This window comes from Thermococcus nautili, assembly GCF_000585495.1.
Taxonomy (GTDB): Archaea; Methanobacteriota_B; Thermococci; order Thermococcales; family Thermococcaceae; genus Thermococcus; species Thermococcus nautili.
In genome coordinates this window covers 1,297,252-1,322,415 of record NZ_CP007264.1, presented here as the reverse complement: position 1 = coordinate 1,322,415, position 25,164 = coordinate 1,297,252, and the positions used below count along the sequence as shown (strand labels likewise).

Here is a 25,164-nt window from a genome sequence, read left to right as displayed (position 1 = left end):
GAAATCACTGGGGTCCACCGGTGCATTCGCCGGCAACGGCTTCAATGCTCATCTGGAACTGGTAGCTTCCAGTTGTCGAGTTCGTGTTGTCGAATATCATTCCAATGGGAATGGGGTTTCCGTGGGTCACGGTGAAGTTTATGTTGTGGGCAGGTCCCGCTATGGGGCTGTCGTAGGTTCCCGCGAAGATTAAGACGTCATCGTGCTGGGTCTTGATGGTGACGCATATAGGATACTCCGTGTTGTTGTTTTCCCAGAGCTCGTTGCTTACCTGGAACATCTCCTCAAAGACGTAGGTCGTGTTCGGGCTCATGCCGTTTCCACCACCTGTTGGGTGGTTCAGGTTGTACTGGCTGATGTCGACGTAAAGCTTTCCGGCATCGTAGGTCACGTAGGGCTGAAGGGCCGTCAAATCAATCAGCTCGTTGTCGTCGGAGACGACATCAAAGCTCGCCTGCCTGTCGGCAGAGTAATACCTGAAGTTTGCCCCGGCTCCAACCGCCAGGAGCATTCCAACCATCAGTAAAGCCAATCCAAATAGTTTATTCATCTTTCATACCCCCTTCACTGCCCGCACTTTCCAACTAAGTCTGCCGGTTCGGTGCCGAGTCTCCATGCCTGGATGTGTATGGTGCTGCTCTCGCTGTCTCCGGGGAGCGAGTTCCCAACGGTGAAGTCCATACCAACCTTAACGGCCTCTCCAGGACCTAGTGTAAAGCAGACGTCGTTCTTGGCCATGTCGCTGGCGTAAACGATTGCACTAGTGTTAGCATCATGAACGTCGTGGTCGGCGCCGTAGAACTGTATTGCGGTGTTGGCGTTGGTAATCCTGACGACGATGGTCATGTTGTCCTCCCAAAGGTCGTTGCTTACCTCAAAGACCTCATCGAAGTTGTACTCCGAGTTCGGGCTGAGGCCCTGGCCGTAGCCTGGGTAGTTCGGGTTGTCCGGGCTTATATCAACGACGAGAACGCCACCGTCGTTTATGTACGCGTAGGGCTGAATGGGCGTTAAATCAATGAGCTCGTTATCATCGCTGACGATGTCCCAGTGGACACTCCTGTCAGCGTTGTAGTCCCTGAAGTTGGCTCCAGCCCCTAACACGAGACCAAAGGCCACCAACAGGCCAAAAATTCCAAGGGCAATATTCTTTCTCATTTTTTTCGCCTCCAGATTGGAGGCACTGTGGCAGAGAAGCCAGCGGTGAGAGTGAAGGTTCATCCCTAAACCAAGACACACTCACGACCACTGCAACGGTGAAATCAACGCAGTGCCTCTGCAACCCCATCGGGTTGCTCACTAATTCCTTGACCCATTGGGGTATATATGAAATGTCGGATTAACGGCCGGTAATGGGAGATTACCCAAGAAAAGAAGGCCTAAATGCGCTTCATTTTCCTGTGGTGGATAACCCCAACACCGGCGTAAACCAGCGATGCGAGGGCGAGGTGAAGGTTGTTCAGGTAGAGGGCCGTTATGAAGAACATCAGCGAGAGCCCAATGTAGAAGGAGCTCCAGCTTATGTCGTTCTTCTTGACGGTCTCCATGTAAACTGTGACATCGTCGGGCACCTTCACGAGGGTTATGACGCCGTGCTTGAAGGTTATAACCCCCTCGCGCTCGAGCTTCGGAATATGCGTCTGAACCAGGCTCACGTAAACGCTCTTTCTGTGCTTCCGGTCAGTGTTCCCCTCGTTCTCGGCTATGTACTCAACCATATCCCTCAGCTCGGCCCTCCCGTCGGACTTCTGGAGGTACTCAATCATGAGCATCCTCCTGCTGTTTCCGAGTATGACCGAGGAGGTTCCCATGGCAATCACCGTGCTAACCTGTAGTGTTTTCTACCGTTGTTGCCGACCCTCGTCTCGACGAGACCGGCCTTGGCCAACCGTCTGAGGGCCCGCTCGACCCCCTGCCTCGTGACGTCAAAGCCCCTTTCCATAAGAAAACGGGTGATGAATGCAACGGTCAGCTCCCTCTCGCGGAGCATCTCAACCATTTCACTCTCAAAATCCCTCTTCATGACTACGACCTCCCGGCCGGAGTAAGACCCGGCCTTGGGAAGAATAGGGAAAGGTAGTATTTAAACCTGCCTCAAAAGTTCGAGAAGGGAAGTTAGAGAAGAAGAGAAAGTGAATCAGGCTGAATTCTGGTAAAAACGCTCAACAAAAGGCCTATGTTCAAAAACAAAGGCAGAAATAGTCGGAACATCAAACGGAATTTCACGGATTTTCCAAAATAAACAGGTAGAACCGTGCATCCAGCTCATCTTTGAAGGCGAATTCATGGGAAAGACCAGGAAAATCGCGACGTGTTAGGATAAACATCAACGACAAAAATACGTTTTGGGGTATAACATGAGGTTCGAGAAGGGAATTTAAGAGAGGGGGTTCGGGGTTCTGGAGCCCTTAGACGATGGTAGCCCCGCGGGGATTCGAACCCCGGTCGCGGGATCCAGAGTCCCGCATGCTTGGCCGCTACACCACGGGGCTGTGCCCGTTGAATAGCTAAAGGGGAGGATTTATAAATTTTACTCCCTAGAAACTTTTGCCAAGCAAAAGTTTCATCAAAGTTTGTGATTCATTTGACAAGGGCTTCTTCAAGAGCGTTTGCACTTTCAACATCTAGGAGATGTTTTGGAATTCTCACTTCTGGAAGCTTTCTCACGTGGGTTTACCTTTTCTCGCGCTCCGGAGGAGCGCTTCTTAGAGGAACCCCTCCTAAATGGCCCCTTTGAAGAGAATTCTCCTGATAACACTGTCTTTTAAGAGTGCAAACTTCTTAGAAATCGCATTTTTGGAGAAGAATCACAAACCCTGGTCAAACTTCGCGCAGGCGAGCAAGCTTTAGGAAAGCTTGACCAAAGGATTGCCCTTATCACTAACGAGCAAAAAGTCAGTCGTGCACTAACAAAAGAGGCAAGTTAATAGGGGTTAACACTACAATAAAACCCTCTTGAGATAGTTTCAACTTATCATCGGCGTCCGAAGGACGCCTTCTTAGTCTAGAGTGAAACACTAATCAAAGGGCAAGTTGAGTAGAACCCATCTCAGAACTTGCCAATCCTTAGAAAAGCACTTAACTTTCCGCCAGCGCTTTCGTCAGAAAGGGCTGTAATGGTGGGCCCGCGGGGCTTCGAACCCCGGACCTCCCGCTTATCAGGCGGGCGCTCTGACCAGGCTGAGCCACGGGCCCATAAGAATTCTGGTGCCCCGGCCGGGATTTGAACCCGGGTCGCGGGATCGAGAGTCCCGCATGATTGACCGGGCTACACCACCGGGGCGTGTCCGAGATTAAGGGCGAGGGAGGGTTTAAAAAGTTTTCGGTTATGCACATAAGCAGGGCCCCAATTCATACTCTCAAAAATGTACCCAGACACTAAGGAAAACCCTTAAAAATTAGACTGTATTAACGTAGCGCTAGTAATAATGAGATCGTGACATCTTAAGTTAGAGAGGTGTAATCTCATGAAGCTTGCAGTCACGATTCCCGCATACAATGAAGAGAAAACAATTCCCAATGTCATCAGAGAAATACGGGAGCTTAAGCCTGATGATTTTGAAGGGAAAATAGATGATATCAAAATAATCGTTGTTAATGATGGCTCCAAAGATAACACCGCAAGAGTCGCCAAAGAAGCTGGAGCAGATATAGTGGTTAGCTTCAGGAGGAACAGAGGGCTAGCGAGGGCATTCAGGCAGGGAATAGAAACCGCCCTTGAAATCGGCGCGGATATAATTGTTAACATCGATGCCGATGGCCAGTACAACGCCAAAGAGATTCCAAAATTAGTGAAACCAATACTTGATGGCAAGGCCGACATAGTCTTAGGCTCAAGGTTTAAAGGATGGATTGAGTACATGCCAATGCAGAAGCGCATTGGAAATAAAATAGCAACGTGGGTAACAAGGATTGCTTCAGGATTTCCGACATCTGATGCGCAAACTGGATTTAGAGCTTTTTCAAGGGATGCTGCGATGAGATTACATGTTTTGGCGGATTATACTTATGTCCAGGAGACTATTATCCAGGCAAATCACTACGGATTAAAGATTGTTGAAGTACCTGTGCAGTTTAGAAAGAGACAGGGAGACGGAAAATCCAGGTTGATTTCAAACATCTTTGGATATGCCAAAAGAGCAGGTATGATAATACTGAGGTCATACAGGGATTACAATCCATTGAAGGTTTTTGGAATTGTAGGGGCCATTTTTATAATCGTCGGATTGTACTTTGGGTGGAGGGTCCTTTCATATTACTACACCACTGGAAGCGTTGGTAGCAGGTTACCTTCCGCGATACTTGCAACTTTGTTGCTTATAATAGGGGTTCAAACGGTAGTTTTGGGATTGTTGGCAGATATGCTTAAGTCCCAGAGGATGCTATTGGATGATGTACTTTACAGATTGAAGAAGTTGGAGTATGAGAAAAAGGAGTAACGGTGGTAAGGGAATGAAGGTTCTCTTCATCTCAGGGAGAGAACCAAGTTATGTGAGGAATTCCTTAATATTAAGGGGTTTAAAGGAAAATGGAATTAACGTTGTTGAGTACACCAGCCAACTAAATTCTTATTCTAAGCGATATTATGAGGTTCTAAGGAAAGTTCTTATAAAAAAAGAGAAAGAAGTCGACATCATTTTTGTTGGTTTTTTGGGCCAGCCTATAGTTCCAATAGTTAAGTCAGTGTTACCAGGAAAGCCAATAATTTTTGATGCATTTATCTCAGTATATGACACTTTATGCTTTGATAGGCAGATTATCAAGCCCAATTCCCTATTTGGGAAATCAAGTTATCTGTTGGACAAATCTTCATGCGAACTTGCCGACATTGTTTTGTTAGATACTAATGCTCATATAGATTATTTTGTTAACACCTTTGGGATAGAAAGAGACAAATTTAAGAGTATCTTTGTTGGCGCTGATAATAGTGTATTTTATCCGAGGTACATTGAAAAGGACAACGAGATTTTTGAAGTATTTTACTATTCTACATACCTTCCTCTTCATGGAGTAAAATATATCATCGAGGCCGCCAAGAAATTGGAGAAGTATTCTGACATTCATTTTAATATAATCGGTAAAGGCGTAGAATATGAGAGAATAATTAGATATGCCAAGAAATTAAACTTACAAAACATCTCATTTAGAGAGTGGATTCCATATGAGAAATTGCCGATGGAAATAGCAAAAGCTGATGTCTGTCTCGGTGGACATTTTTCGGATATAGATAAAGCTAAACGGGTCATAGCTGGAAAAACATTCCAATTCATTGCAATGCGAAAACCAACAATAGTCGGGGACAATCCAGCAAATAGAGAGCTACTTAAAGATAAAAAGAGTGCATTATTTGTGGAACATGCAAACTCCGATGATTTAGCCGATAAAATTTTAGAATTAAAAGATAACGAAAAATTGAGAGAAAAAATTGCATATGGAGGATATGATGTATACAAAAAGAAAGCTACTCCTGAGAGAATTGGGAAAGAGATCGTGAATATAATCAACAAGATGCTCAATTAGGTGGATAAAATGAAGGTTGGAATTATCGCAGATAGGTTGAATAGAACGTCAATGGGAGTTGGTGCTTATGTTTATAACTTAATAAACGAAATTTCAAAAATTAATAGAGATATTCTCTATTTAGTAAACTATGAGGAAAATAATTTATTTCTCGGATTAGACAGGATAATTATAAAAAATCCATTTGAAAAATTTTCAAAAAAACTCCCGTATTATCTTTGGCATATTTATTTAAACTATTATTTGATTACAAAGAAGTTAGATTTAGATATTATACATATTCCAGAAAATCCAACTATCATTCAAAAACTAAAAAGCTATAAGAAGGTAGTTACAATCCACGACGTTATGCCATATCTTTTCCCGAAGTTCTATCATTTAGCACTTCGTTATACTTATAGGTTTCTTCTTCCAAGAACTCTCAAAACTGCTGATGCAATTATTGCAGATTCACATAATACTAAGTTAGACATCATAAAATATTTCAAAATTCCAGAGGAAAAAATCAGAGTTGTTCACTTGGGAGTTGATGAAGACTACAAGCCATTACCAGAAAATGAAGTCGAAAAAATCAAACAAAAATACAACCTAAACTATCCATTTATATTGTACGTTGGGGGTTTAGCACCAAACAAAAATGTTTCAACTCTCATTAAGGCCTACTATAAACTTAAAAAGAAAAAATTTGAACATAAGCTATTAATAACGGGTGTAAAGAGATACAAATACGAGGATATTTTTGAACTTATTGGCAAGCTTAATCTACAGAGAGATATTATTTTCACTGGTTATGTTCCAAGAGAAGACTTGCCATCGCTATATAATGCCGCAGATTTATTTGTTTATCCATCTTTATACGAAGGGTTTGGCTTGCCCCCTCTGGAGGCCATGGCTTGTGGAACGCCAGTTATAACATCAAACACTTCATCTCTGCCAGAGGTCGTTGGTAATGCGGGAATAATGGTCAATCCCTATGATGTTAATGGTCTGACTAAAGCAATGTACGAAGTTCTAACTAACAAGGGATTGAGAGAGGAACTATCTAAAAAAGGTTTAAGAAGAGCTAAGCTATTCAGCTGGAGAAAAACAGCAGAAGAAACCTTAAAAGTATATGAAGAAGTATATAATGGAACATAAAGGTGTAGGGATATGAAAATTAAAAGTCCTCTTAAAATGAACGATTGGGATATCAAAAGCTTTCTTATAGTAATATTCAGTATTCAGTTAGCATATCTTGGAATATTTAGCATGAACAAACTTGGTATTGAGATTCCATTTTTAAGACAGATTCTAGGTTTTGTGTATATCACATTTATTCCGGGATATTTACTTCTTAGGATACTTAAAATACATAAACTAACATCCGAGGAGAGTTTTATGTATGCTGTTGGGCTTAGCTTGTTTTTTGATATGTTTGTTGGGTTCCTAATGAATATGTTTTATCCAATGCTTGGAATAACAGATAAACCTATCTCAGAAATTCCAATTGTGGTTACGTTCACCCTAGCAACCTTGCTACTGTCGATTTGGGCATATTTTAGAGATAGAGACTACTGCAATCCAGATTTTATTAATTTGAAGGATATTTTGTCTTCACAATTTTTGTTCTTGAGCTTGATACCATTTATGGCAATATTTGGGACGTATTTAGTAAATTATTATGCTAACAATATCTTATTAATGGTTATGATTGTTGTCATTGCTTTAGTCGTTTTGTTAGTTGGATTTGCTGATATAATTCCCGGAAAATTATATTCTTACGCTATTTGGATTGTAGCTATTGCTCTAATATGGCACATAACGTTAATAACTGAGTACATACCTCCGCTAGATGCGATAGGGGAGTACATTGTCTCTGAGACCACCATAATTAACGGAATTTGGAACCCTTCATATGAGTTCTTATACAAAAGTGATATTCCAATGTTTAGCTTGTCCTACTATAATACTAGCTTGGTTTGTGCCATATTATGGCCCATATACTCTTTGATACTGAAGTTGGGTTTAAATGAGATTTACAAGATTATTGGGCCTGGCCTTTATAGTTTTACTGTACTCGCAACATACAAGGTATTTTTGACCTTTTACAGAGATTACCAAGAAAAATTTGGGGGCATGAACGAAAATAAGCTAGCGGGAATCTCCGCTTTGTTAGTATGTGTAATCATGCCATTTTATAGAATAGTTCCTCTAATCTCTAAGCAATCGATTGCAGAGTTATTTTTTGTTCTGATTTTACTATCGCTTTTTAGTGTCAAAAAATATACATTACTCTTATCCTTAATATTTACTTTCTCCATGGTTATCTCCCATTACTCGTCATCCTTTATATATTTGGTGGGACTTGCATTTGGAGGCGCATTTTTGAGATTATTTCCTAAAGAGGCTAATGGAAAATTATTTTCTACGTATATTAATAAACAATTAGCTCTCATAATCTTGTTTGGAATAATTGTTCACATTGCATGGTACTCAAGCGTAGCAACTTCCTTAGTGTTTAAGGCATTAATTATTCAGATAGATACAATCGCTCAAGTTATAGTGCAGTTAAAATTATTCGTGTTAGAATTCTCAAGAGGTGCATACATCTTAAGCAAAGAAAGTGGAGATATATATCATGAAATAACAAGATTTCTATATTTATACATCCAGTTTATAATTGCTATTGGGGTTATAGGATGCTTCCTATATCAGATTAAACATATTCATACAAAAAATGAAAACAATAAAGTCAAATGGTATGTTTACTTAGGCTTTTCAATATATGCAATAGGAATGTTAGTGGCAACAATAATTGTTCCATACTTTGCTGTTGTAGACCCGAGAAGATTGTTCCATATGTTTTCTTACATTATTGGAGTTTTTTACTCTTTGGGTCTTTTATACCTAGCAAGAACGGCGTTAAAGACGCCTTCACAAGTTATAAATTATGTTAAAATAACATCTATTGCCGGAATAGTGCTATTATTGTTGTTCAGTAGTGGATTTATATATGAAATCACAAAAGATCATCCCAATTCAATTTCTCTAAGCTACAGTTCGGTTAACAAGAGTGATAATCCTCAGATAGTTGCTAGCTTTTATATGGGGTATGTAGAAAGGTTAGATGTTATTAGTGCTCGGTGGTTATATAAGTACCATTTACCATCTCAGATATATAGGGTTGATGTAGTTGAAGGTGATCCTGAATTTACAGTTTATGGCGGGTTTATACAAGAAGAGATCTATATCTATCATGCATCCCCTGAATCAACCACAATTAAAGAATCTTATCTTTACCTTTCATACCCAGTAACAAAGTTGAAGACTGCATGGACATGGGATCAGTTATTACAAGGAGTTCATCCGTACAGGTTTCCATATTCCCGAACCATAATCTCCCACAGTAAAATATACACAAACTCTGGAAGTGAAATTCTATGGTGTCCTTAATCTCAGGAACCTCATAGTATAGTACAAATAAATTCCAAATCCAACACCTTCCGTTATTAATGTTGCATAAGCCGCCCCAACATAGCTGTACTTGGGGATCAAAAGGTAATTAAATACAACATTTAGAGACGCCCCTATCGCTGTCCCAATGGTCACTATCTTCTGCTTATTTACAGCATTTAACAACGTGCTGGAAATCGTACTCACACAAATAACTAAGAACGTCCAGACCAAAACCGCTAAAACTTTTGTTGCTTCTAGATATTCGCTCCCATATATGAGTAATATTATCTTCTCTCTAAAACTCAAAACAAACAACACACCAGCTAAACCAAGAAGAAGAGATGCCAGAAACCCATAAATGTAGACTTTTCTGAGCTCTTCTATGGAATTAAGTGCATACCTCGACATTATCGGATACAGTGCCATTGACAATGGGTACGGTATCAAAAATATCAATCCCTCAATAAGATTACGTGCCGCATTGTAAATTCCTACTGCACTATCCCCTATCATAAAAGACAGCATAACAGTATCTGTTTTGAAGTACACAATAACAAATATTGAAGTAAGGGCAAATGGTAAAGATTCTTTCAGTGTTTCAACTAAAAACCCCTTGTCAGATAAAAACTTTGGCTTGTCCACCTTATGTATAACAAGAAATAAAGCTAAGAGAACAGCAACAGAGCTTGAAGCCAAGTATGGGACCGCAAAATATACGAGCTTTTTATTAAGGTAAATAAACATTGCAGTCAATACCAGAAGAAACACCTTCTCAATACTTCTAACCAATGCCTCATATTCCATCCTCTCAAACGCTCTAAAGAAGGATATAAAGAACGTTGAATACGAAAGCAAAATAGTGTAAATCCCGAATAGAAGAATCAAAATTTTTGTACTGTAGTCATAACCACCAAAATGGGATATCAAAACCAGAGCCAAGAACACTACTACAGCAAGGAACACTTTAAATATGGAGAAAGTCCCCAGATACACCCCAGCTTTTTCCTTCCCCCTTGCAACCTCTCTGACTATCAAAGAACTCAAGCCAAAATCCGCTATTACTGTAAAAAATGATGTCAATGCCATTGCAAATGCCAACTTCCCATAATTCTCGCTTCCCAAATACCTTGCCAATAAAATTAAGGTAAGGAACGCAAGACCTTTGGAAACAACAGAGGCAACCATAAGCGCTAGCGTATTCTTTGTTATTGTCCTAACTGCAGACATTGCAACTCCTCCGAAAATTGGAAAATCAGAAAAGGATTCATACCCTGTTCTCTGGCCTGAGGAAATAGTTCAGCTGATCCCTAATTATGTCCGTTAATCTATGCTCGGCCTTGAACCCAAGTTTCTGTATCTTCCTTGTATCAGCCATTAGAATCGGAACTTCAGATGGTCTGAATCTGTTGGGGTCAAAGACCACCGGTATCTTGCCCTTGTCAGTGTGCACCCAGACACCCTCATCCTCTATTGTAAATTCTATCTCATTTTCCAGCATCATCCTGTCCAGTTTGGTTTTCTCGAATTTAACTCCAAACATTTCGGAATCGTCAATTTCAGTTGGATTCTCCACGACTTTGTTATTCTTCATGGTCTCGATTTTCTCAATCTTCCAACCCGCCTGTTCTAAGCTCAGGAGGATATAGCTCATGACGGAGTTGGTCCGCATCGAACCCTGGTTGTAGACGTCACCAGGTCTTCCCTTTTCCGCGAGCAGGCAGTAACCCCTGACGATGTCCATGACATGGCTCCAGTCCCTGAATGCATTGACGTTGCCAATGAGAATCTTATCCGTCTCTCCAAACTTGTACTTCATGACCTGATTAGTGACTACTGAGGTAACAAACATTATTCCCCTTCCTGCCCCCTCATGGTTGAATCCCCTTGAAACGATGGTCTTCATTCCGTAGGTGTAATAGTAGTTTCTAAATATGTATTCACCGTGAATCTTGCTGACGGCATAGGGTGACATTGGCCTTAGTGGATTGCCCTCGTTTATTGGAACCTCAGGGATTCTCTCGGGCTCGGGGGATACATGACCATACTTAGCTTTAACCCTATTGTACTGTTCCTCCGAGCTGATTACAAGACCGTACTCCTCACTGGAACCTGCAAAGACGATGGTGGGGTCGTAATCCTTTACCCTAACTGCTTCAAGCAGATTAGCAGTGCCAAGGGTGTTTATCTGGAAAGTCTCCAACGGATGGGTGAAACTCCTCGGAACAAAGGACTGCGCAGCGAGGTGGAAAATAACATCAGGTTGAGCTTCATCAATTGCGTTGGCCAAACCAGCTAAATCTAGCAAATCGGCCTCAATAAGTTTTACCTCATTGTATATGCCCCTATCTACGAGGTTCTTTGGTATCCTACCGTCGGCCCTTCTTCTAATTAAGCCATAAACGTTTGCTCCCTGGTCAATCAGGTATTTAGCCAAATAGGAGCCCACGAATCCACTAACACCGGTAATTAGAACATTTCTGTCATTCCAGCTCATAGCAACACCTCTTGACTTCCTACAGGTAGATACCTTTTAAGTTTTTCTCGATTTTGTGATACTTACTGAAATCTAGCTTTGATGTATTTATTGTCATGAACCAGCTTATATTTTCGAAGAGTTCAAATATTAAAGAGTCTACTGGTATGTAGTGATACTAAAAACAAATATCAACGTAACATATGCAATGTAATCATCCTGACCACAAGTGTAAACGGCAAAGCGCCGGATTCACTTCATTCACTTTTGAATTCCCCTATTCGTGTGTTTTGCCTTCGCTAGTGTAAAGAAGCTTTATTTCTTTTAAGTACTCTCTTAATCCCTCTCTCCATCCGGTCATTCTTAAGCCAAGCGCATGAAGTCTTGCATTCTCCAGCGCCGAAAACCTCGGCCTCCTTGCGAGCCGATTCAATTCGCTCGACTTTATGGGTTCAATTTCAACGGTCCAGCCAAGGATCTCAAAAATTGTCTTAGTGAACTCGTACCAAGAGCAGTAACCTTCATTCACCATGTGGTACACTCCATACTCTGATGGTTCAAGTCGTATGAACCTCACCAAAGTCTTCGCAACGTCGAGGGTGTGAGTCGGACTCATTACTTGGTCGTCAACTATCCTAAGTCTCTCGCCCCGCTTCGCCTTCTCAATGACCCAGTTCACGAAGTTCCCGCCCTTTCCACTTGCGCCGGCCTTACCGTAGAGGCTTGCGACACGGATAATGTAGTATTTGCTTGAGTAGTTCCGCGTGAAAATCTCCCCCGCAAGCTTGCTCGTCCCGTAGACGTTTATCGGGTTTGGAACGTCATCCTCGGCGTATGGTTCTCCTTTCTCCCCGTCAAAGACATAATCTGTGCTGATGTAAACGTTCACCGCTCCGATTTCCTCTGCAACCCTTGCAACGTTGAGCGCTCCAATAGCGTTAACAGTAAAGGCCCTCTCCGGATAGAGCTCAGCATCATCCACACGAACGTAGGCGGCCGTGTTGATTATGACGTCGGGTTTGACCTCCTTCAGAATCTTCAGGCTCTCGGAAACCGTCACGTCGAGGTCCCTGTGGGTCAGCGGGACGACCTCAAAGCCTGGCTCCCCCCGGAAGACCTTTACTAAGTCAGTTCCAAGCTGGCCGTTTGCCCCTATGATTGCGACCCTCATAGCATCACCTCAGAACACCCAGCCTCTCTTGATAGCCTCTTTCAGCGTCGGCCATTTTTTGTCTTTCTCTGAGACTATTGGTTCATCTACTAGCCAGTCTATGCCAAGTTCCGGGTCGTTCCAGATAATACCACCCTCGTGGTCGGGAGCGTAAACGTTGTCCACCTTATAAACCACGTCTGCAACATCGCTTAGCACGACAAAACCGTGGGCGAAGCCCCGGGGAATATAGAGTTGCCATTTGTTGAACTCTGATAGGATAACTCCCACCCACTTTCCAAACGTTGGTGAGTTCCTTCGTAAGTCAACGGCAACATCGTAGATTATTCCCCGAACAACGCGGACAATCTTGGCCTGAGCATAGGGTTCACGCTGAAAGTGAAGTCCACGCAACACGCCGTAGCGCGAGCGGGAGTGGTTGTCCTGGACGAACTCCCCCTTAATGCCCGCCCTCTCGAAGTCTGGCTTTTTGTATGTCTCCATGAAGAAGCCCCTTTCATCACCAAAGACCTTCGGCTTGATAAGAACCACGTCTGGAATCTCCAGCCTCTCGAACTCGAAGGGCATGGTTACCACCCTAGCTTCCACGGCGTCGGGTGGAGAACTTTTTCATTCACCAGCAGTCTCCACCAGTCCTCGTTCTTCAGGTACCACTCAACCGTCAGCCTTATACCTTCCTCGAAGCTCACCTTTGGACGCCACTTTAAGTCCCTCGTTATTTTCCATGAATCAAGGGAGTACCTCAAATCGTGTCCGGGCCTGTCCTCAACGAACTCTATGAGTGATTCATCCTTGCCGAGAAGCCTGAGAATCGTCTTGACGACTTCAAGGTTTGTCTTCTCCTCTCCGGCAGAAACGTTGTAGATTTCCCTTGGTTCGCCCTTCAGCAGAACTCTCTCGACAGCTCTCACATGGTCCTCCACATAAATCCAGTCCCTCACATTCTGACCAGTTCCATAGATTGGAACTTTGAGCCCCATACTCGCTCGTATTATCGTCTTGGGTATGAGCTTCTCTGGAAACTGGTATGGGCCGTAGTTGTTGGTACAGCGAGTTATTGATGCGTTCAGATTATAAGTTCTCGCCCATCCAAGGACTAAGGAATCGGCGGCCGCTTTCGTCGCTGAGTAGGGGGAGGAAGGCTTCAGCGCGTCCTCCTCTCTAAATGAACCCTCCAGTATGTCCCCGTAGACCTCGTCTGTGCTTATATGGACGAGTCTCACCTCTGGGTTCTCCTTTCGTATTGCCTCAAGGATTGTGTAAACGCCCATCACGTTGCTCCTTATGAAGTGGTCGGGACTTGAGATGCTCCTGTCCACGTGGCTTTCAGCGGCAAAGTTTACGACTGCGTCAACCTGCTTTACGAGCTCTTTTATGAGTTCGAAGTCCGCTATGTCACCCTTCACAAAGGTGTAGCGAGGGTCGTCTTCAAGGTCTCTCAGGTTGGCTGGGTTCGAACCGTAGCCGAGTTTGTCAAGGTTGATTATCTCCCAGTCAGAATGCTCTTTAAGGACGTAGCGGATGAAGTTGCTCCCTATGAAACCCATTCCTCCCGTTACAAGGAGTTTCATCCTTCCACCTCACAGTATTATCCTTGAATTGTCACCAACGACGAGTTTCTTTCCAAAGGGGTGTGTGTTGCCCTTTTGAATCTTAACGCCTCTGCCAATGACGCTTTCGACGATTCTGCCTGCGTTCCGAATTTCACTGTCCGGGAGGACTATTGAGTCTTCTATTTCTGTGTTCTCGATGATGACGTTGTCGCCGATGCTGGTGTACGGCCCTATGTATGAGTTCCTGATTCTGACGTTTCTACCGATTATTACCGGACCTTTTATGACCGTGTTCTCGTCTATCTCGCTTCCCTCACCGATGACAACCCTTCCATGAATCCTTGCCTCGGTTTGAACTCTCACGTCTGGTTTCAAGTCGTCGAGTATGAGCCGGTTGGCGTCAAGCAAGTCCTCCGGCTTCCCCGTGTCCTTCCACCAGCCCGTAACCTTGGTCCATCCTACCCTGTAGCCGTGGTCGATGAGCCACTGGATGGCGTCGGTAATCTCAAGTTCGTTTCTCCAGGAGGGCTTTATGTTCTGGACTGCCTCGTGGATTACAGGCTTGAAGAAGTATATCCCGACCAAGGCGAGGTTGCTCGGCGGGTTCTTTGGCTTCTCAACAAGCCTCTTGATAGTTTTTCCGTCCTCGCTAAGCTCGGCGACGCCAAACTGCCTTGGGTCTGGGACCTCCGTGAGGAGTATGCTCGCGTCGTAGTTTCCCTTCTCGAAGTGTTCCCTGTGTCTAACTATGCCCTCCCTCAGGATGTTGTCGCCGAGGTACATGACAAAGTCATCGTCGCCCAGAAAGTCCCTTGCAACGAGTATTGCGTGGGCCAGACCCTTCGGGTTTCCCTGATAGATGAACTCTATCTCCGCGTCCCAATCCCTGCTTAAGACGGTCTCTTTTACCTGTTTGGCGTTTGGGCCGACTATTATTCCAATTTCTTTAATTCCGGCTTCGATAACGTCCTCGATGGCGTAGAACAACACTGGCTTGTTGGCAACTGGAATTAGTTGCTTCTGCTGGGAGTACGTCAAGGGTCTAAGTCGGGTTCCGTGACCGCCAGAGAGAATAAGTGCCTTCATCAAAATCCCCCCATAAAATCCGGCTAATTATTGATTTTATAAACCTTCACATATCCGTTGTCATAAACCAGCTTATATTTTTCAGATTGTTCAAACACCAGAAGCCTAACTAACATGGTATCTTTCAGAGAGGAAGGTATTAAAAAGCAAATATCCGGAGTTACATAGGCAATGTAATTATCCTGACCATAGGTGTAGACAATGTTTCGTCCTGAAGGCATCTCAATCACGATGTTTTTAAGCTCTCTTTTAACGTTGCCATAAACAAGGGTTGCTTTAGTGTTGTTTTCATTAAACTCTACAAATATTTTTGCATTAGCTACAGAATATACTCTTAAGTTTCCAACTGCGCCCTCCAGTACAAAAGGATAAACACTAATTTTCACATTTGGCGGATAATACCTGTTTATGGTACTCAGTTTTAGCAATAAATCGCGACTAACCACAACATAGTCAATAGTGATATTCTTTCCAGTGTTTTTTCTTGCAATCTCTTTGGTTCTTTCTATGAGCTTCATGGATTCTTTTTCACTGACTCTAAGGAACCAGGCATATTCACCTCCCCTCTGATAAATATTATCGCTCGTAGTCTTTACGCCAAATGCCTGAATCCAGTGACCCCAATCCCACCAGTTAAACACCGTTGTATTTGGTATATTATGGCCCATCCACTCCACAGCATCCAGCCATTCGTCGTTTGGAAGAGGTGGCATGGAGACGTATTTTTTGGCTTCAACAAAAGTAGGAACTGTGGCAATTAACAAAATTGAAAGCAATACTGCTATAGCTTTGTTTTTGTTGGAAATTTTTGTTTGCAGTATATCAAGCAGGCAATCAAAGAACACCGCCGATAGGAACGCCACCCCGAAGGACATAAGATACGTCAGTCTAATTGTCGCAATTCCAAGGAAGGCTCCTATTGCAAACAATATCAAAAACAGCAGGTTGAGCCTTCTCTGAATTTTTGTTGAGGACCTTGCTATTCTATATCCAACAACTGCACCACCTAAGAGCGCAAAAATTAATAGACTTGAGAAGAACAGCCGCAGCACGTCAGGCGACGTTGCTTTGCTCTGGGCTGAGAGCCAATAGGAATTCGGATTCAATAGATATGCTGTAAATTTATAAAATTTATAAATCAAATACCCCACAAGAGAGTTTTGATTATCTTCATGAAGAATTCTTTTAGAAAAGTATAATGCTCCAAGAGCAACCAAAATCAAAGATATACCGTATAGTACCTTTTCTTTTTTTCTATATCTAAAGATAACAACCGCCAACAACAAAAATACCAGATCAAAAATACCAGCAATCAAAAAGGGAACAAAGAGATATATCTCTTTCAACTGATAATCACTCCAAGGCCAGTAAGTCCCAACAGACATTCCGCCCAACAGGAGCACTGGTACCATCAGAGTTGCAATCAAAAACTCGTTCTTCCTTGGCTTAGCAGTCAGTGGCGCCAGTATAAGGTATGTTGAAACAACCAAAGAAAACTCACCAAACCCGTCGAAGGTTATAATTGACAGATAAAGTGAAACTGCCAGGTAGCTTCCCAATACAATGGCCTTACCTTTATCCAACCGTTTCTCCTTTAGTATCAGTATTGTGGCATGAAGAAACATCAGCATGAACAATGAACCTAAAGTGTCCTTCCAGATTCCACCAGCATGTGTTCTGTAGACATGTGCCCCCATAACTGAGAGAAACAGCGACGCAAAAAAGCCTACTCTCCAGTTAAAGGCATCTTTACCCATCTTATAAACAATTATCACCTGAAGAACAAATATCACCAGAGGGAGATAGATTCCCAGAGTCCATAGATTCACATGGAATATCTTCCCAAGGTACCCCCAGAGCAGTGGAAGAAAGTACTCATTGTCACTGAATCTTCTAACAGTGGTGACTATCATCGGGTCAATGTCGTGAACACTTCCACCGCTGGCGAAATAAACGGCCTGCCTGTAGTAGAAATAAGGGTCATATGCCAAGATTCGGTGCCACTTTAAAGTTTGAACCCTCAGATACAGCCCCAGCACTATCGGGATGAGCAGGGAGAGAGTTTCTTTTTTATTCTTTAGAAAAGACAGCAATTGCTTGTTAGTCATGCACTAATCACCTCAATAGTTCTCTGAGATACCTTTCAACATCGCCTCCCAAGTCTTGTCTGGCCAGAGCAACTTCAATGTTTGCTCTTATAAATCCTAATTTTGTTCCCACGTCGTATCTTCTTCCCTCAATTTCTGAGGCGTATACCCTAGCGTCCCTGCTCACCAGCAATCTCAGCGCATCAGTTAGTTGAATCTCCCCGCTTTTATCAGGATGCACAGACCTAAGGGCATCGAAGATTTCTGGGGTTAAGATGTAACGGCCAACAATTGCGATGTTACTTGGTGCCTCCTCTGTGGAGGGTTTTTCAATCAAATCCTTAACCTCATAAAGACCCCTTTGAAGCTCTTTTCCATTGATAACACCATATCTGCGAACATCTTCCCACGAGACTCTCTCTACACCCAAGATGGGGGCATTCAAACGTTCAAATACCTCCATCAGCTGTTTAATTGCCGGTGTTCCGTTAAAAATAATGTCGTCCCCTAAGAGAACTGCAAAGGGTTCTCCGTTCACGTGCTTTTCTGCATACCGAATAGCATCCCCGAGGCCAAGGGGCTTCTTCTGACGGACATAGTATATGTCAACCATCTCCCCGATTTCTTCAATCTGCCTCAGTTCCTCAAGCTTTCCCTTTTCCCTCAGATAGAACTCCAGCTCAAAGCTCCTGTCGAAGTAATCCTCTATAGCGCGCTTTCCCTTTCCAGTAATTATAAGAATGTCATCGATTCCGGCCTTGATGGCTTCCTCAACAACGTAGTGGATGACGGGCTTGTCAACTATTGGAAGCATCTCTTTTGGCATCGATTTCGTTATTGGGAGCATTCTAGTGCCGAGTCCAGCCGCTGGAATAACGGCTTTTCTAACCCTCACCAGCATACCCCCTCGTAGGTTTTTGCGGTCTTTTCGGCCTTCCTTACACGCCTCCCGTCAATCACGATTTTCCCAGAGTAATCCAGCTCCTCAAACTCCCTCCACTCGGTTACAATGAGGATGGCATCACTCCTCCCGAGAACCTCCTCCCCCGACTTCGCGTACTCAATCCTATCACCAACGTCCGGATAAAAGCGCTTGAAATTCCCCATCGCCTTAGGGTCGTAAGCAACAACCCTCGCACCCGCCTCAAGGAGCTTCTTGATAATAACATACGCCCTCGTCTCCCTAACATCATCCGTGTCCGGCTTAAACGCCAAACCGAGAACGCCAATGGTCTTACCCCTCAACTCGGGGACATGCCTCCTGAGGAGCTCAATCAACTTCAACGGCTGCCTCTCATTAACCTCAACAACGGCTTTAAGGATGATGGGATTCTCTCCAATTTCTTCCGCCTTCCTGATGAGTGCCTTAACGTCCTTCGGGAAGCACGAGCCACCCCAACCAATTCCCGTCCTGAAGAAGTACGGACTAATCCTATGGTCCAACCCAACACCCTCAAACACCTTCCACGAGTCAATGCCAAGCCTCTTACAAATGTTCCCAATCTCATTGGCAAAGCTAATTTTTGTTGCCAGGAAGGCGTTTGAAGCGTACTTAATCATCTCAGCAGTCTTAATGTCCGTGAAGAGTTTAGGCGCGTCAATAGGCGCGTAAAGCTCCCCCAAAACCTCCCTCGTCCGCTCATCCAGGACTCCAATTACAATCCTATCCGGGTTGAGGAAGTCCTTCAAAGCCACGCCCTCACGCAGGAATTCAGGATTCATCGCAAGGCCGAAGTCTTTGAAAGCCTTTTTGCCCGACTCCTTTTCGATTATGGGCTTGACGACGTTCTCGGTTGTCCCGGGAAGAACAGTACTCTTGACGACGACAACGTGATAGTCATCCTTCTCGCGGAGGGCCCTTCCGATTTCCCTCGAAGCCTGCTCGATGTAAGTCAGGTCGATTGACCCGTCCTCGCGCGATGGAGTTCCAACGGCAATAAAAGTCACGTCCGAGTTGAGGATGGCCTCACGGTAGTCCTTGGTTGCCCGGTACTTTCCCCTGAATTCTCTCATGAGTTCTTCGAGGCCTTCCTCGTAAATTGGGGGTTGAGCCTTGTTTATCATCTCGATTTTCCTCTCGTCAACGTCCACGAAGATGACTTCGTTCCCCAGCTTGACAAAACCCATCCCAGTTACCAGACCAACGTAACCCGAACCGATAACCGAAACCCTCATCAACCACACCCCTATCTAATTCTCATCGACATCAATACTGTTTATACGGATTAATTTATATCCTTAGCCTAACATCCAATCAAGTACCATTCCACTATATAACATTGTGGGTAAATACATGATAAAGACCCTTGCTAAAGCTTAAGTACTGTTTTTTTAAACATTTTCCGAGTTAAGATAACTAGGATTACAAAAACCCCAACCGCGGCTGTAACCGCCACCTGCGCCGGAGCGGAGCCCGCGTAATCCAGGGTTTCCCTAAGCAGGGCGAACGCTACAATTGTAATCCCCAAGACCGCGCCGGCAATCCGTCCAAACCTCACTCTGGAGACAAGAACAACGGCCCCGCCAACAATCAGCGACTCCGGAAAGAGGGCCCCGAGGAGTATGAAGGGAACCGCAATTAACTCCCTTCTCCCCGGTAGAAGCCTTCCCGTTAGAACGTCGTCGAGGAGGACAATGAGGGCCAGGGAAAAGGAAAGGACTGCAATCAATGAAGAGTAAGAGTACACCGTCGAAACCTGAACGGAGTTGCCCAGGTAGATGGCGTAGAGAAAGAACGCCACCAGCCCGGCGTCTCTTCTCTTCAGCGAGAGCAGCCAGGGCACTATCGAGAGCGCCCCCGCGTAAGTCCCGGCCCAGTAACCGGCGATTATCGAGAGTAAAACACCAATCACTCACATCACCCTCGCTATCTCTCTCAGGTAGTCGCTCGGCCCGAGGTCAATCGTGGGAACGAGGGCGTTGAAGCGTTTTATAAGCCTCTCCCGCTCCTCATAAGCTTTGTAAAGCCTCTCAAGGGTTTTCTCGTCAAGCGTTCCCGAGTAAAACAGAATCGGATTTGGAGAGAGGATTAGAACCCTGTGCCTCTTCCTGGCCTCGGAAACGGCCCTGTAAACGTTCCTCGGGTTGCTGAGGTCGGTTATGAGGATTATAAACGCCGGACCTTTAAGGAGTGAGAGCGCCTCAAAGATTCCGGGTGAGCCCTTTCTGCCCTTCATCATTGGAAGCACCTTTTTGAGGAACTCCCTGGCCCTGGAACCCACGCTGGCTGAGAACTCGAACCTGAGGCTCATGGCCTTCTCCTCGTGCTTTATGCCCAGGCTCCTCCTGATGGCTTCGAGCTGAGCCTGCCCCTTCCTCGCGGGCAGCAGTTTGGCGCTCACCTCGTCGTAAACGACGAGTCCAACGTTGTAGTTGTCGAGCAGTGCCGAAGCAAGCTGGAGAACAAGGGTTGAGCCGTAGTCAATCTTCGCCCGCCTTATTCCCTTCCTCATCTCCCTGGTGTTATCGAGGAATATGTAAACGTCAACGTTGTCCTCCCTGAGGAACTCCCTGACTATGAGCTCACCGAGGCGGAGGCTGGCCTTCCAGTCTATCCTCCTGAAATCGTCGCCGTGCTGGTACTCCCTCAAATCCTTGAAGTCGAGGCTCTCGAGACCGAAGAAGCGCCCTGTCCTGTAAAGCTCGGCTAGGCGGAGGTTTCTCTCAACCCTCGCCTCCTCCCTCAGCTCCTCCAGCGAAGGGTACGCCTGAAACCTGGCCCCCCCAAGGGTCAGCTCGTCGAAGTAGAGCCCGCGCCATTCCTCGACCCTGAGCGCGATTCTCTCTATCGAAACCTCGCCCTTCTCAAGCACCTTCATACGACCGGCCAGGGTTTTCTCCTCGCCCTCAACGAAAAAGGACTCCGGGAACTCAACGCTCAAGCCCCTCGCAGAAACCTCAGGACGAAGCCGGACGATGCTACCCGAGTTCTTAACCCTGAGCTCCAGGAGATACTCCTTACCGGCCTCAAGGGGCCCTTCCGGAAAAGCCGCGGATGCGCTGACGGCGAACTCCGTAGACGAGCGGAGGAGGAGCAGATAGATTAGCATCGCCAGGCCGAGAAACCCGGGGAGGACGTTGCCCGAAAGGTAGCCCTCAAGCATGAGGAGGAACGCAGTCATCACAATGAAGTCTTCCCTCTTCATGCGCTACACCGGCACCGGCGTTCTCTTGAGGATGTCCATGAGGACGTCTCTGGGCTTAAGACCTTCGAGCTCGTAGTCCACCCTAAGCACGAGCCTGTGTGCGAGAACCGGGAGTGTCATCTTCTTCACGTCGTCAGGGATGACGTATTCCCTGCCGTCGAGGAAGGCACTCGCCTTGGCGGCGTAGAGGAGGTGCTCCCCTGCCCTTGGGGAGGCGCCGAAGAGCAGTCTCTCGTCACTCCTGGTGGCGGAGATGAGGGCGTAGATGTACTCTATGACCTCATCGCTGACTGTAACTTTCCTTACCCCCTCCATGAGCCTGAAAAGTTCGCTTCCCCCGACGACCGGACGAACATCGCCGAAGTCGTTGGTGCTCTTTCTCCTCAAGAGCGCAAGCTCCTCCTCCCTGCTCGGGTAGCCCATTTCGACCTTGAGCATGAACCTGTCAATCTGGGCCTCAGGAAGGGGGTAAACACCCTCCTGCTCAAGGGGATTCATGGTCGCTATCACAAGGAAGGGCCTGGGAAGCTGGTGCGTTTCTCCCTCTATGGTGACCTGCCTCTCCTGCATCGCCTCAAGCAACGCTGACTGGGTTTTCGGCTGGGCGCGGTTTATCTCGTCGGCAAGAACGACGTTTGCAAATATAGGCCCTTTTTTAACAACCCAGTCTTTGACCTTCTGGTCGTAGTAGCGGACGCCGATTATATCAGCGGGGAGGAGGTCCGGGGTGAACTGTATCCTCGAGAAAGTGAGACCAGTCGCGGAAGCAAAGGCCTTGGCAACGGTCGTCTTTGCGACGCCCGGGATTCCCTCAAGGAGAACGTGTCCCTCGGTTAGCAGTGCAACTGCGAGGAGCTCTATAACGTCCTCTTTGCCAACCACAGCCTTTGAGAGCTCCCGTTTGAGGTTAGTTATGAAGGTTTTACCGTCCATGAGCACCACCCAGTTTTGAGCCGGTCTCGATTTCCTCAATCAGTCTTTTTAACTTATCCCCGTCGTAGCCCCTGGCCTCAAGCCTCCGGAGGATGTCCTCAAGGCTCTCCTCCGACCCGAAGAGCTTCTCAAGGATTGAGAAAACCAGACCCAGAGACCACGCAAGGAAGCGAAGCGCGAGGCCGGATTCAACAAAGAACACGACGAGCGCAACGAAAAGAACGTAGTAGAACACCAGCTTCCTGTTGACGGCCCTCTGTATGACGACGGTTCCGGAGGAGTACGGGTTCAGGTCGCGGTGGTGTGCCTCGTCTATGTAGAACGTCTTGGGGAGCCCCGCAATGAGGTTTCTGAGAAACGGCTCGTTCTCGTCAAAGAGGGCGTTCGTGAAAATCCCAGGGTCCGAAATTATGATTATCCGCCCTTTCCCGTAGGGCACCTCATCGGCGAGGGGGAACCGTCCGTAGGAACCCCTGAACATCGTCGCGTTGCTGGTGAAGAGGATGGGATTCTGAGCCCCGAGGATAACAGAAGGCTCGCGAAGGGCCACGAAGGGGACGCCCCTCGCAAGGGAACCCAAAACCTCCCGTGTAGCGGGGAGGCCGTTGAGGAACGTTATCGTGAGCGCTTTCTCACTGGAGACCCTCTGCTTTAAACCCAGCTCCCGAAGTATGGAGTTTCCCACGTCAGAGTCCGTGGCGAGTAGCAACGTGCCCCCCTTTTCAATGAACGAACGAAGCACCTCGAGTTCACCCGCCCCAAGCGAGACATCGGGCTCTATCATAACGAGCGTCGCGTTTCCCTCAGAGAACGAGGAGTAGGGGAAGAGCACGGGAACTACCTTGCCGGAGTGGTACAGGAGCGCTCCAAACCTTGAAGTTCCATCTGGCCCAGTGTTCAGAACGCTGTAGGGGGCATCACTCTTAAACCTGGGAACGCTCAGGGGCATAACTATGAGGGCAATCCCTACTATGAGGAGCAGAGCGTACGCCACCCTTCTCACAGCTCATCACCGATTATCGCCGATAGCAGAACCCTCGAAGCAGTTCTAACCGCACCGCGAACCGTTGAGGCCTTCGCCTTAATCCCTCTGTAAACCTCAAGCTCGTGAAGGGTCGTGAGGGTGAGCAAATCCTTTCCAAACGGGAACCGTCTAAACTCACCGAGGAGCTCTCTGGGCGTCGTAGACCTGGGCAATCCCCGGAGCCTCAGCAGGGCGCTGTAAACGAGGACGTAAACCTCACGCACGGAGGAGAAAGCCCTTTCCTTCAAGCCCCACTCCAACGAGCCCGAGTCCGGTTTTTCCACCCGCTCAGGGGAGCCTGAACTCTCCCTGCCAAACATACGGTACGCAAGGAACGCTATGACGAGCAGGGACACGAAAAGGGCAACCCTTGCCATCGGAATCAGCGGGGGAGTTATCACTAAGGTGTTTGACCTGGCGGGCAGGTATCTCTGGTTTCCCCTGAAAACTACGTAGACTTCATGGGGTCTGCTTCCTGTTGGTATTGTGAGCGTGAACTCCCCCTTCGAAACGAAGAGGCGGGAGTAAAAGGAACCATCCACGTAAACGTCGAGGGCAATCAAACCCCCGGGAGACGGAAGCAGGCGCCCCTCAACGGTTGCTTCTCCGGAGAAGGGGGAAACTTTGGAGACGGAGAGCTTTATTATGAGGGGAACCCTCTGGGGAACGAACTCTGTAAAGGCACTCGCGGGGGAGTGAACTTCATCTCCGAAGTAGAGAACGTCCACCCATACCGGGCCGGTTGTTTTAAGTGGAACAAAAAACTGCCCATCCCTATCCGTGAAGACACCCCTAGCGGTGCTTCCCCAGCGAACCACCAGGGGAGCGTTTTTGAGTGGGTTGCCCAGGGCATCGCTAACGTAGCCGCACACACCGGAGAGGTTTGCGCAGGTGCCGAAGGTAATGAAGACCGGAACGCGGAGAACCTCAACCTCAACCGTGTTCGAGCGGTGCTCCCCGGTTGCGTTTGTACCAACCGCGTAGACCTCGTAAACCCCAGTGGAGGGGAAAGAGTACACGTAAGAGAACTTCCCCTCAGCAACCGGAAGGAGAACCGAGTAGTTGCCAATATGGAGAACAACCCGGCTCATATTGGGGGCGTACCCAAAGATTGTAACGTTTTCCCCAACGAAAGGTCTTGCCTTGGAAACGAATATAGAGAACCTCAACCCGGCAGCTTCGTTGACGGCGTTCTCCTTTGAACGGAATTCGCGCGAGATTTCGACAACAAGCTCATCAAGGGCAGTCGTGTTAAGGGAAGCTTCACTACCGTTAACGCCGAAGGAAAACTCAGAGATAATTTGAAGGGAGTTTCTAACGAGGGAGATGCCATCCACAACAGATGCTATGTGCTGCCTCGCTACCTCGTAGTTCCCGCTCGAAAGTGAGGAGTTGAGGGAAGTGCTCCCGTTAACTATCAGCAGAACACCCTTCTCAAGCTCAACGAAGGAGCGGGCGAGGGTAAGGACATCGTTTGAAGCGTTGTAGGAGAGAAGCGTAAAATACGTGGAATTCGCAACGGAGAGCAGCTCCAAGGCATCTCCCACTGAGGCGTTGCCCTCCAGCACCCCAGAGAGAAGGGAAGCTGTCCTGTTGAGGAGATTGCCATAGTACACGTAGTAAGGAGTACTCAGAGGTGAGCCCGCCGAGGAGGGGGGAATCATCGTTAGGGAAAGCAACAGCAACAGGATTGCGGAAACCTTCTTCATAATACCCCGCGAACGGAAACGAGAAAAC

Annotated in this window: 22 protein-coding genes and 3 tRNA genes; 4 read left to right on the top strand and 21 right to left on the bottom strand. The window is 46.3% G+C overall.

Annotated features, from left to right (window positions below; translation table 11 throughout):
- Positions 1-4: 4 nt before the first annotated feature.
- The 7 genes from BD01_RS07220 to BD01_RS07190 form a co-directional block, all read right to left on the bottom strand.
- Entirely contained in the window at positions 5-550 is a 546-nt protein-coding gene (locus BD01_RS07220; RefSeq protein ID WP_042691399.1) for a DUF1102 domain-containing protein, read from the bottom strand.
- 14 nt (positions 551-564) lie between these two features.
- The gene (locus BD01_RS07215; RefSeq protein WP_042691397.1) at positions 565-1,158 is read right to left on the bottom strand and encodes a DUF1102 domain-containing protein; all 594 of its coding nucleotides are present in this window, start codon (positions 1,156-1,158) and stop codon (positions 565-567) included.
- Between the two features lie 221 nt (positions 1,159-1,379).
- Complete coding sequence (locus BD01_RS07210; RefSeq protein ID WP_042691394.1) at positions 1,380-1,811, bottom strand: DUF7344 domain-containing protein; 432 nt, start codon at positions 1,809-1,811, stop codon at positions 1,380-1,382.
- Between the two features lie 5 nt (positions 1,812-1,816).
- Positions 1,817-2,023 carry a helix-turn-helix domain-containing protein gene (locus tag BD01_RS07205; protein WP_042691391.1) on the bottom strand — a complete coding sequence of 69 codons (207 nt, stop codon included), beginning with the start codon at positions 2,021-2,023 and terminating at the stop codon, positions 1,817-1,819.
- A 393-nt stretch (positions 2,024-2,416) separates the two neighbouring features.
- Positions 2,417-2,492, bottom strand: a tRNA-Gln gene (locus BD01_RS07200).
- Between the two features lie 625 nt (positions 2,493-3,117).
- Positions 3,118-3,195: transfer RNA gene (locus tag BD01_RS07195), tRNA-Ile, on the bottom strand.
- A 10-nt stretch (positions 3,196-3,205) separates the two neighbouring features.
- Positions 3,206-3,283 (bottom strand) — tRNA-Glu (locus BD01_RS07190).
- Positions 3,284-3,467: 184 nt separating this feature from the next.
- Between BD01_RS07190 and BD01_RS07185 the strand changes: the two genes are divergently transcribed.
- The 4 genes from BD01_RS07185 to BD01_RS07170 are packed head-to-tail and all read left to right on the top strand — an operon-like array spanning position 3,468 to position 8,952.
- Positions 3,468-4,439, top strand: coding sequence for a glycosyltransferase family 2 protein (locus tag BD01_RS07185; protein WP_042691389.1), 972 nt, complete (start codon positions 3,468-3,470; stop codon positions 4,437-4,439).
- A gap of 13 nt (positions 4,440-4,452) precedes the next feature.
- Positions 4,453-5,520 carry a glycosyltransferase gene (locus BD01_RS07180; RefSeq protein WP_042691387.1) on the top strand — a complete coding sequence of 356 codons (1,068 nt, stop codon included), beginning with the start codon at positions 4,453-4,455 and terminating at the stop codon, positions 5,518-5,520.
- Between the two features lie 9 nt (positions 5,521-5,529).
- Positions 5,530-6,657, top strand: coding sequence for a glycosyltransferase family 4 protein (locus BD01_RS07175; protein ID WP_042691384.1), 1,128 nt, complete (start codon positions 5,530-5,532; stop codon positions 6,655-6,657).
- Between the two features lie 12 nt (positions 6,658-6,669).
- A complete protein-coding gene (locus BD01_RS07170) occupies positions 6,670-8,952 on the top strand; it encodes a DUF2206 domain-containing protein (protein WP_042691381.1) in 2,283 nt (760 codons plus the stop codon).
- Here the strand turns inward: BD01_RS07170 and BD01_RS07165 are convergent.
- The 14 genes from BD01_RS07165 to BD01_RS07100 form a co-directional block, all read right to left on the bottom strand.
- Positions 8,938-10,182, bottom strand: a complete 1,245-nt coding sequence (locus tag BD01_RS07165; protein ID WP_051482181.1) for a flippase — start codon at positions 10,180-10,182, stop codon at positions 8,938-8,940. The two genes, BD01_RS07170 and BD01_RS07165, sit on opposite strands and share 15 nt — an antisense overlap.
- A gap of 37 nt (positions 10,183-10,219) precedes the next feature.
- The gene (locus BD01_RS07160) at positions 10,220-11,449 is read right to left on the bottom strand and encodes a GDP-mannose 4,6-dehydratase (RefSeq protein WP_042691378.1); all 1,230 of its coding nucleotides are present in this window, start codon (positions 11,447-11,449) and stop codon (positions 10,220-10,222) included.
- Positions 11,450-11,705: 256 nt separating this feature from the next.
- The gene (rfbD, locus tag BD01_RS07155; RefSeq protein WP_042691375.1) at positions 11,706-12,599 is read right to left on the bottom strand and encodes a dTDP-4-dehydrorhamnose reductase; all 894 of its coding nucleotides are present in this window, start codon (positions 12,597-12,599) and stop codon (positions 11,706-11,708) included.
- 9 nt (positions 12,600-12,608) lie between these two features.
- Positions 12,609-13,166 carry a dTDP-4-dehydrorhamnose 3,5-epimerase gene (gene rfbC, locus BD01_RS07150; protein ID WP_042691372.1) on the bottom strand — a complete coding sequence of 186 codons (558 nt, stop codon included), beginning with the start codon at positions 13,164-13,166 and terminating at the stop codon, positions 12,609-12,611.
- A 2-nt stretch (positions 13,167-13,168) separates the two neighbouring features.
- On the bottom strand, positions 13,169-14,170 hold the full coding sequence (rfbB, locus tag BD01_RS07145) for a dTDP-glucose 4,6-dehydratase (RefSeq protein ID WP_042691370.1): 1,002 nt from the start codon (positions 14,168-14,170) through the stop codon (positions 13,169-13,171).
- A 9-nt stretch (positions 14,171-14,179) separates the two neighbouring features.
- Positions 14,180-15,238 carry a glucose-1-phosphate thymidylyltransferase gene (locus BD01_RS07140; protein WP_042691367.1) on the bottom strand — a complete coding sequence of 353 codons (1,059 nt, stop codon included), beginning with the start codon at positions 15,236-15,238 and terminating at the stop codon, positions 14,180-14,182.
- Positions 15,239-15,261: 23 nt separating this feature from the next.
- Entirely contained in the window at positions 15,262-17,346 is a 2,085-nt protein-coding gene (locus BD01_RS07135) for a hypothetical protein (protein ID WP_042691366.1), read from the bottom strand.
- Between the two features lie 7 nt (positions 17,347-17,353).
- The gene (gene galU, locus BD01_RS07130) at positions 17,354-18,220 is read right to left on the bottom strand and encodes a UTP--glucose-1-phosphate uridylyltransferase GalU (protein WP_042693251.1); all 867 of its coding nucleotides are present in this window, start codon (positions 18,218-18,220) and stop codon (positions 17,354-17,356) included.
- Positions 18,217-19,500, bottom strand: a complete 1,284-nt coding sequence (locus tag BD01_RS07125; protein WP_042691365.1) for a UDP-glucose dehydrogenase family protein — start codon at positions 19,498-19,500, stop codon at positions 18,217-18,219. Before BD01_RS07125 ends, galU begins: the two co-directional genes overlap by 4 nt.
- A gap of 134 nt (positions 19,501-19,634) precedes the next feature.
- Positions 19,635-20,177 (bottom strand): hypothetical protein, encoded by a 543-nt coding sequence (locus tag BD01_RS07120; protein WP_042691363.1) that lies wholly within the window; start codon positions 20,175-20,177, stop codon positions 19,635-19,637.
- Positions 20,178-21,470: a DUF58 domain-containing protein gene (locus tag BD01_RS07115; protein ID WP_042691361.1), complete on the bottom strand. Its 1,293-nt coding sequence runs from the start codon at positions 21,468-21,470 to the stop codon at positions 20,178-20,180. It abuts the gene before it with no gap.
- A 3-nt stretch (positions 21,471-21,473) separates the two neighbouring features.
- Entirely contained in the window at positions 21,474-22,403 is a 930-nt protein-coding gene (locus BD01_RS07110; RefSeq protein WP_042691359.1) for an AAA family ATPase, read from the bottom strand.
- The gene (locus tag BD01_RS07105) at positions 22,393-23,406 is read right to left on the bottom strand and encodes a DUF4350 domain-containing protein (RefSeq protein WP_042691356.1); all 1,014 of its coding nucleotides are present in this window, start codon (positions 23,404-23,406) and stop codon (positions 22,393-22,395) included. The genes BD01_RS07110 and BD01_RS07105 overlap by 11 nt, the downstream gene beginning before the upstream one ends.
- Positions 23,403-25,136 (bottom strand): carboxypeptidase-like regulatory domain-containing protein, encoded by a 1,734-nt coding sequence (locus BD01_RS07100; protein WP_156927398.1) that lies wholly within the window; start codon positions 25,134-25,136, stop codon positions 23,403-23,405. The genes BD01_RS07105 and BD01_RS07100 overlap by 4 nt, the downstream gene beginning before the upstream one ends.
- Positions 25,137-25,164: the final 28 nt, after the last annotated feature.

Coding starts and splice junctions, on each gene's coding strand:
- BD01_RS07220 (WP_042691399.1), bottom strand. CDS start 550: ATGAATAAACTATTTGGATTGGCTTTACTGATGGTTGGAATGCTCCTG.
- BD01_RS07215 (WP_042691397.1), bottom strand. CDS start 1,158: ATGAGAAAGAATATTGCCCTTGGAATTTTTGGCCTGTTGGTGGCCTTT.
- BD01_RS07210 (WP_042691394.1), bottom strand. CDS start 1,811: ATGGGAACCTCCTCGGTCATACTCGGAAACAGCAGGAGGATGCTCATG.
- BD01_RS07205 (WP_042691391.1), bottom strand. CDS start 2,023: ATGAAGAGGGATTTTGAGAGTGAAATGGTTGAGATGCTCCGCGAGAGG.
- BD01_RS07185 (WP_042691389.1), top strand. CDS start 3,468: ATGAAGCTTGCAGTCACGATTCCCGCATACAATGAAGAGAAAACAATT.
- BD01_RS07180 (WP_042691387.1), top strand. CDS start 4,453: ATGAAGGTTCTCTTCATCTCAGGGAGAGAACCAAGTTATGTGAGGAAT.
- BD01_RS07175 (WP_042691384.1), top strand. CDS start 5,530: ATGAAGGTTGGAATTATCGCAGATAGGTTGAATAGAACGTCAATGGGA.
- BD01_RS07170 (WP_042691381.1), top strand. CDS start 6,670: ATGAAAATTAAAAGTCCTCTTAAAATGAACGATTGGGATATCAAAAGC.
- BD01_RS07165 (WP_051482181.1), bottom strand. CDS start 10,182: ATGTCTGCAGTTAGGACAATAACAAAGAATACGCTAGCGCTTATGGTT.
- BD01_RS07160 (WP_042691378.1), bottom strand. CDS start 11,449: ATGAGCTGGAATGACAGAAATGTTCTAATTACCGGTGTTAGTGGATTC.
- rfbD (WP_042691375.1), bottom strand. CDS start 12,599: ATGAGGGTCGCAATCATAGGGGCAAACGGCCAGCTTGGAACTGACTTA.
- rfbC (WP_042691372.1), bottom strand. CDS start 13,166: ATGCCCTTCGAGTTCGAGAGGCTGGAGATTCCAGACGTGGTTCTTATC.
- rfbB (WP_042691370.1), bottom strand. CDS start 14,170: ATGAAACTCCTTGTAACGGGAGGAATGGGTTTCATAGGGAGCAACTTC.
- BD01_RS07140 (WP_042691367.1), bottom strand. CDS start 15,238: ATGAAGGCACTTATTCTCTCTGGCGGTCACGGAACCCGACTTAGACCC.
- BD01_RS07135 (WP_042691366.1), bottom strand. CDS start 17,346: ATGACTAACAAGCAATTGCTGTCTTTTCTAAAGAATAAAAAAGAAACT.
- BD01_RS07125 (WP_042691365.1), bottom strand. CDS start 19,500: ATGAGGGTTTCGGTTATCGGTTCGGGTTACGTTGGTCTGGTAACTGGG.
- BD01_RS07115 (WP_042691361.1), bottom strand. CDS start 21,470: ATGAAGAGGGAAGACTTCATTGTGATGACTGCGTTCCTCCTCATGCTT.
- BD01_RS07110 (WP_042691359.1), bottom strand. CDS start 22,403: ATGGACGGTAAAACCTTCATAACTAACCTCAAACGGGAGCTCTCAAAG.
- BD01_RS07100 (WP_156927398.1), bottom strand. CDS start 25,136: ATGAAGAAGGTTTCCGCAATCCTGTTGCTGTTGCTTTCCCTAACGATG.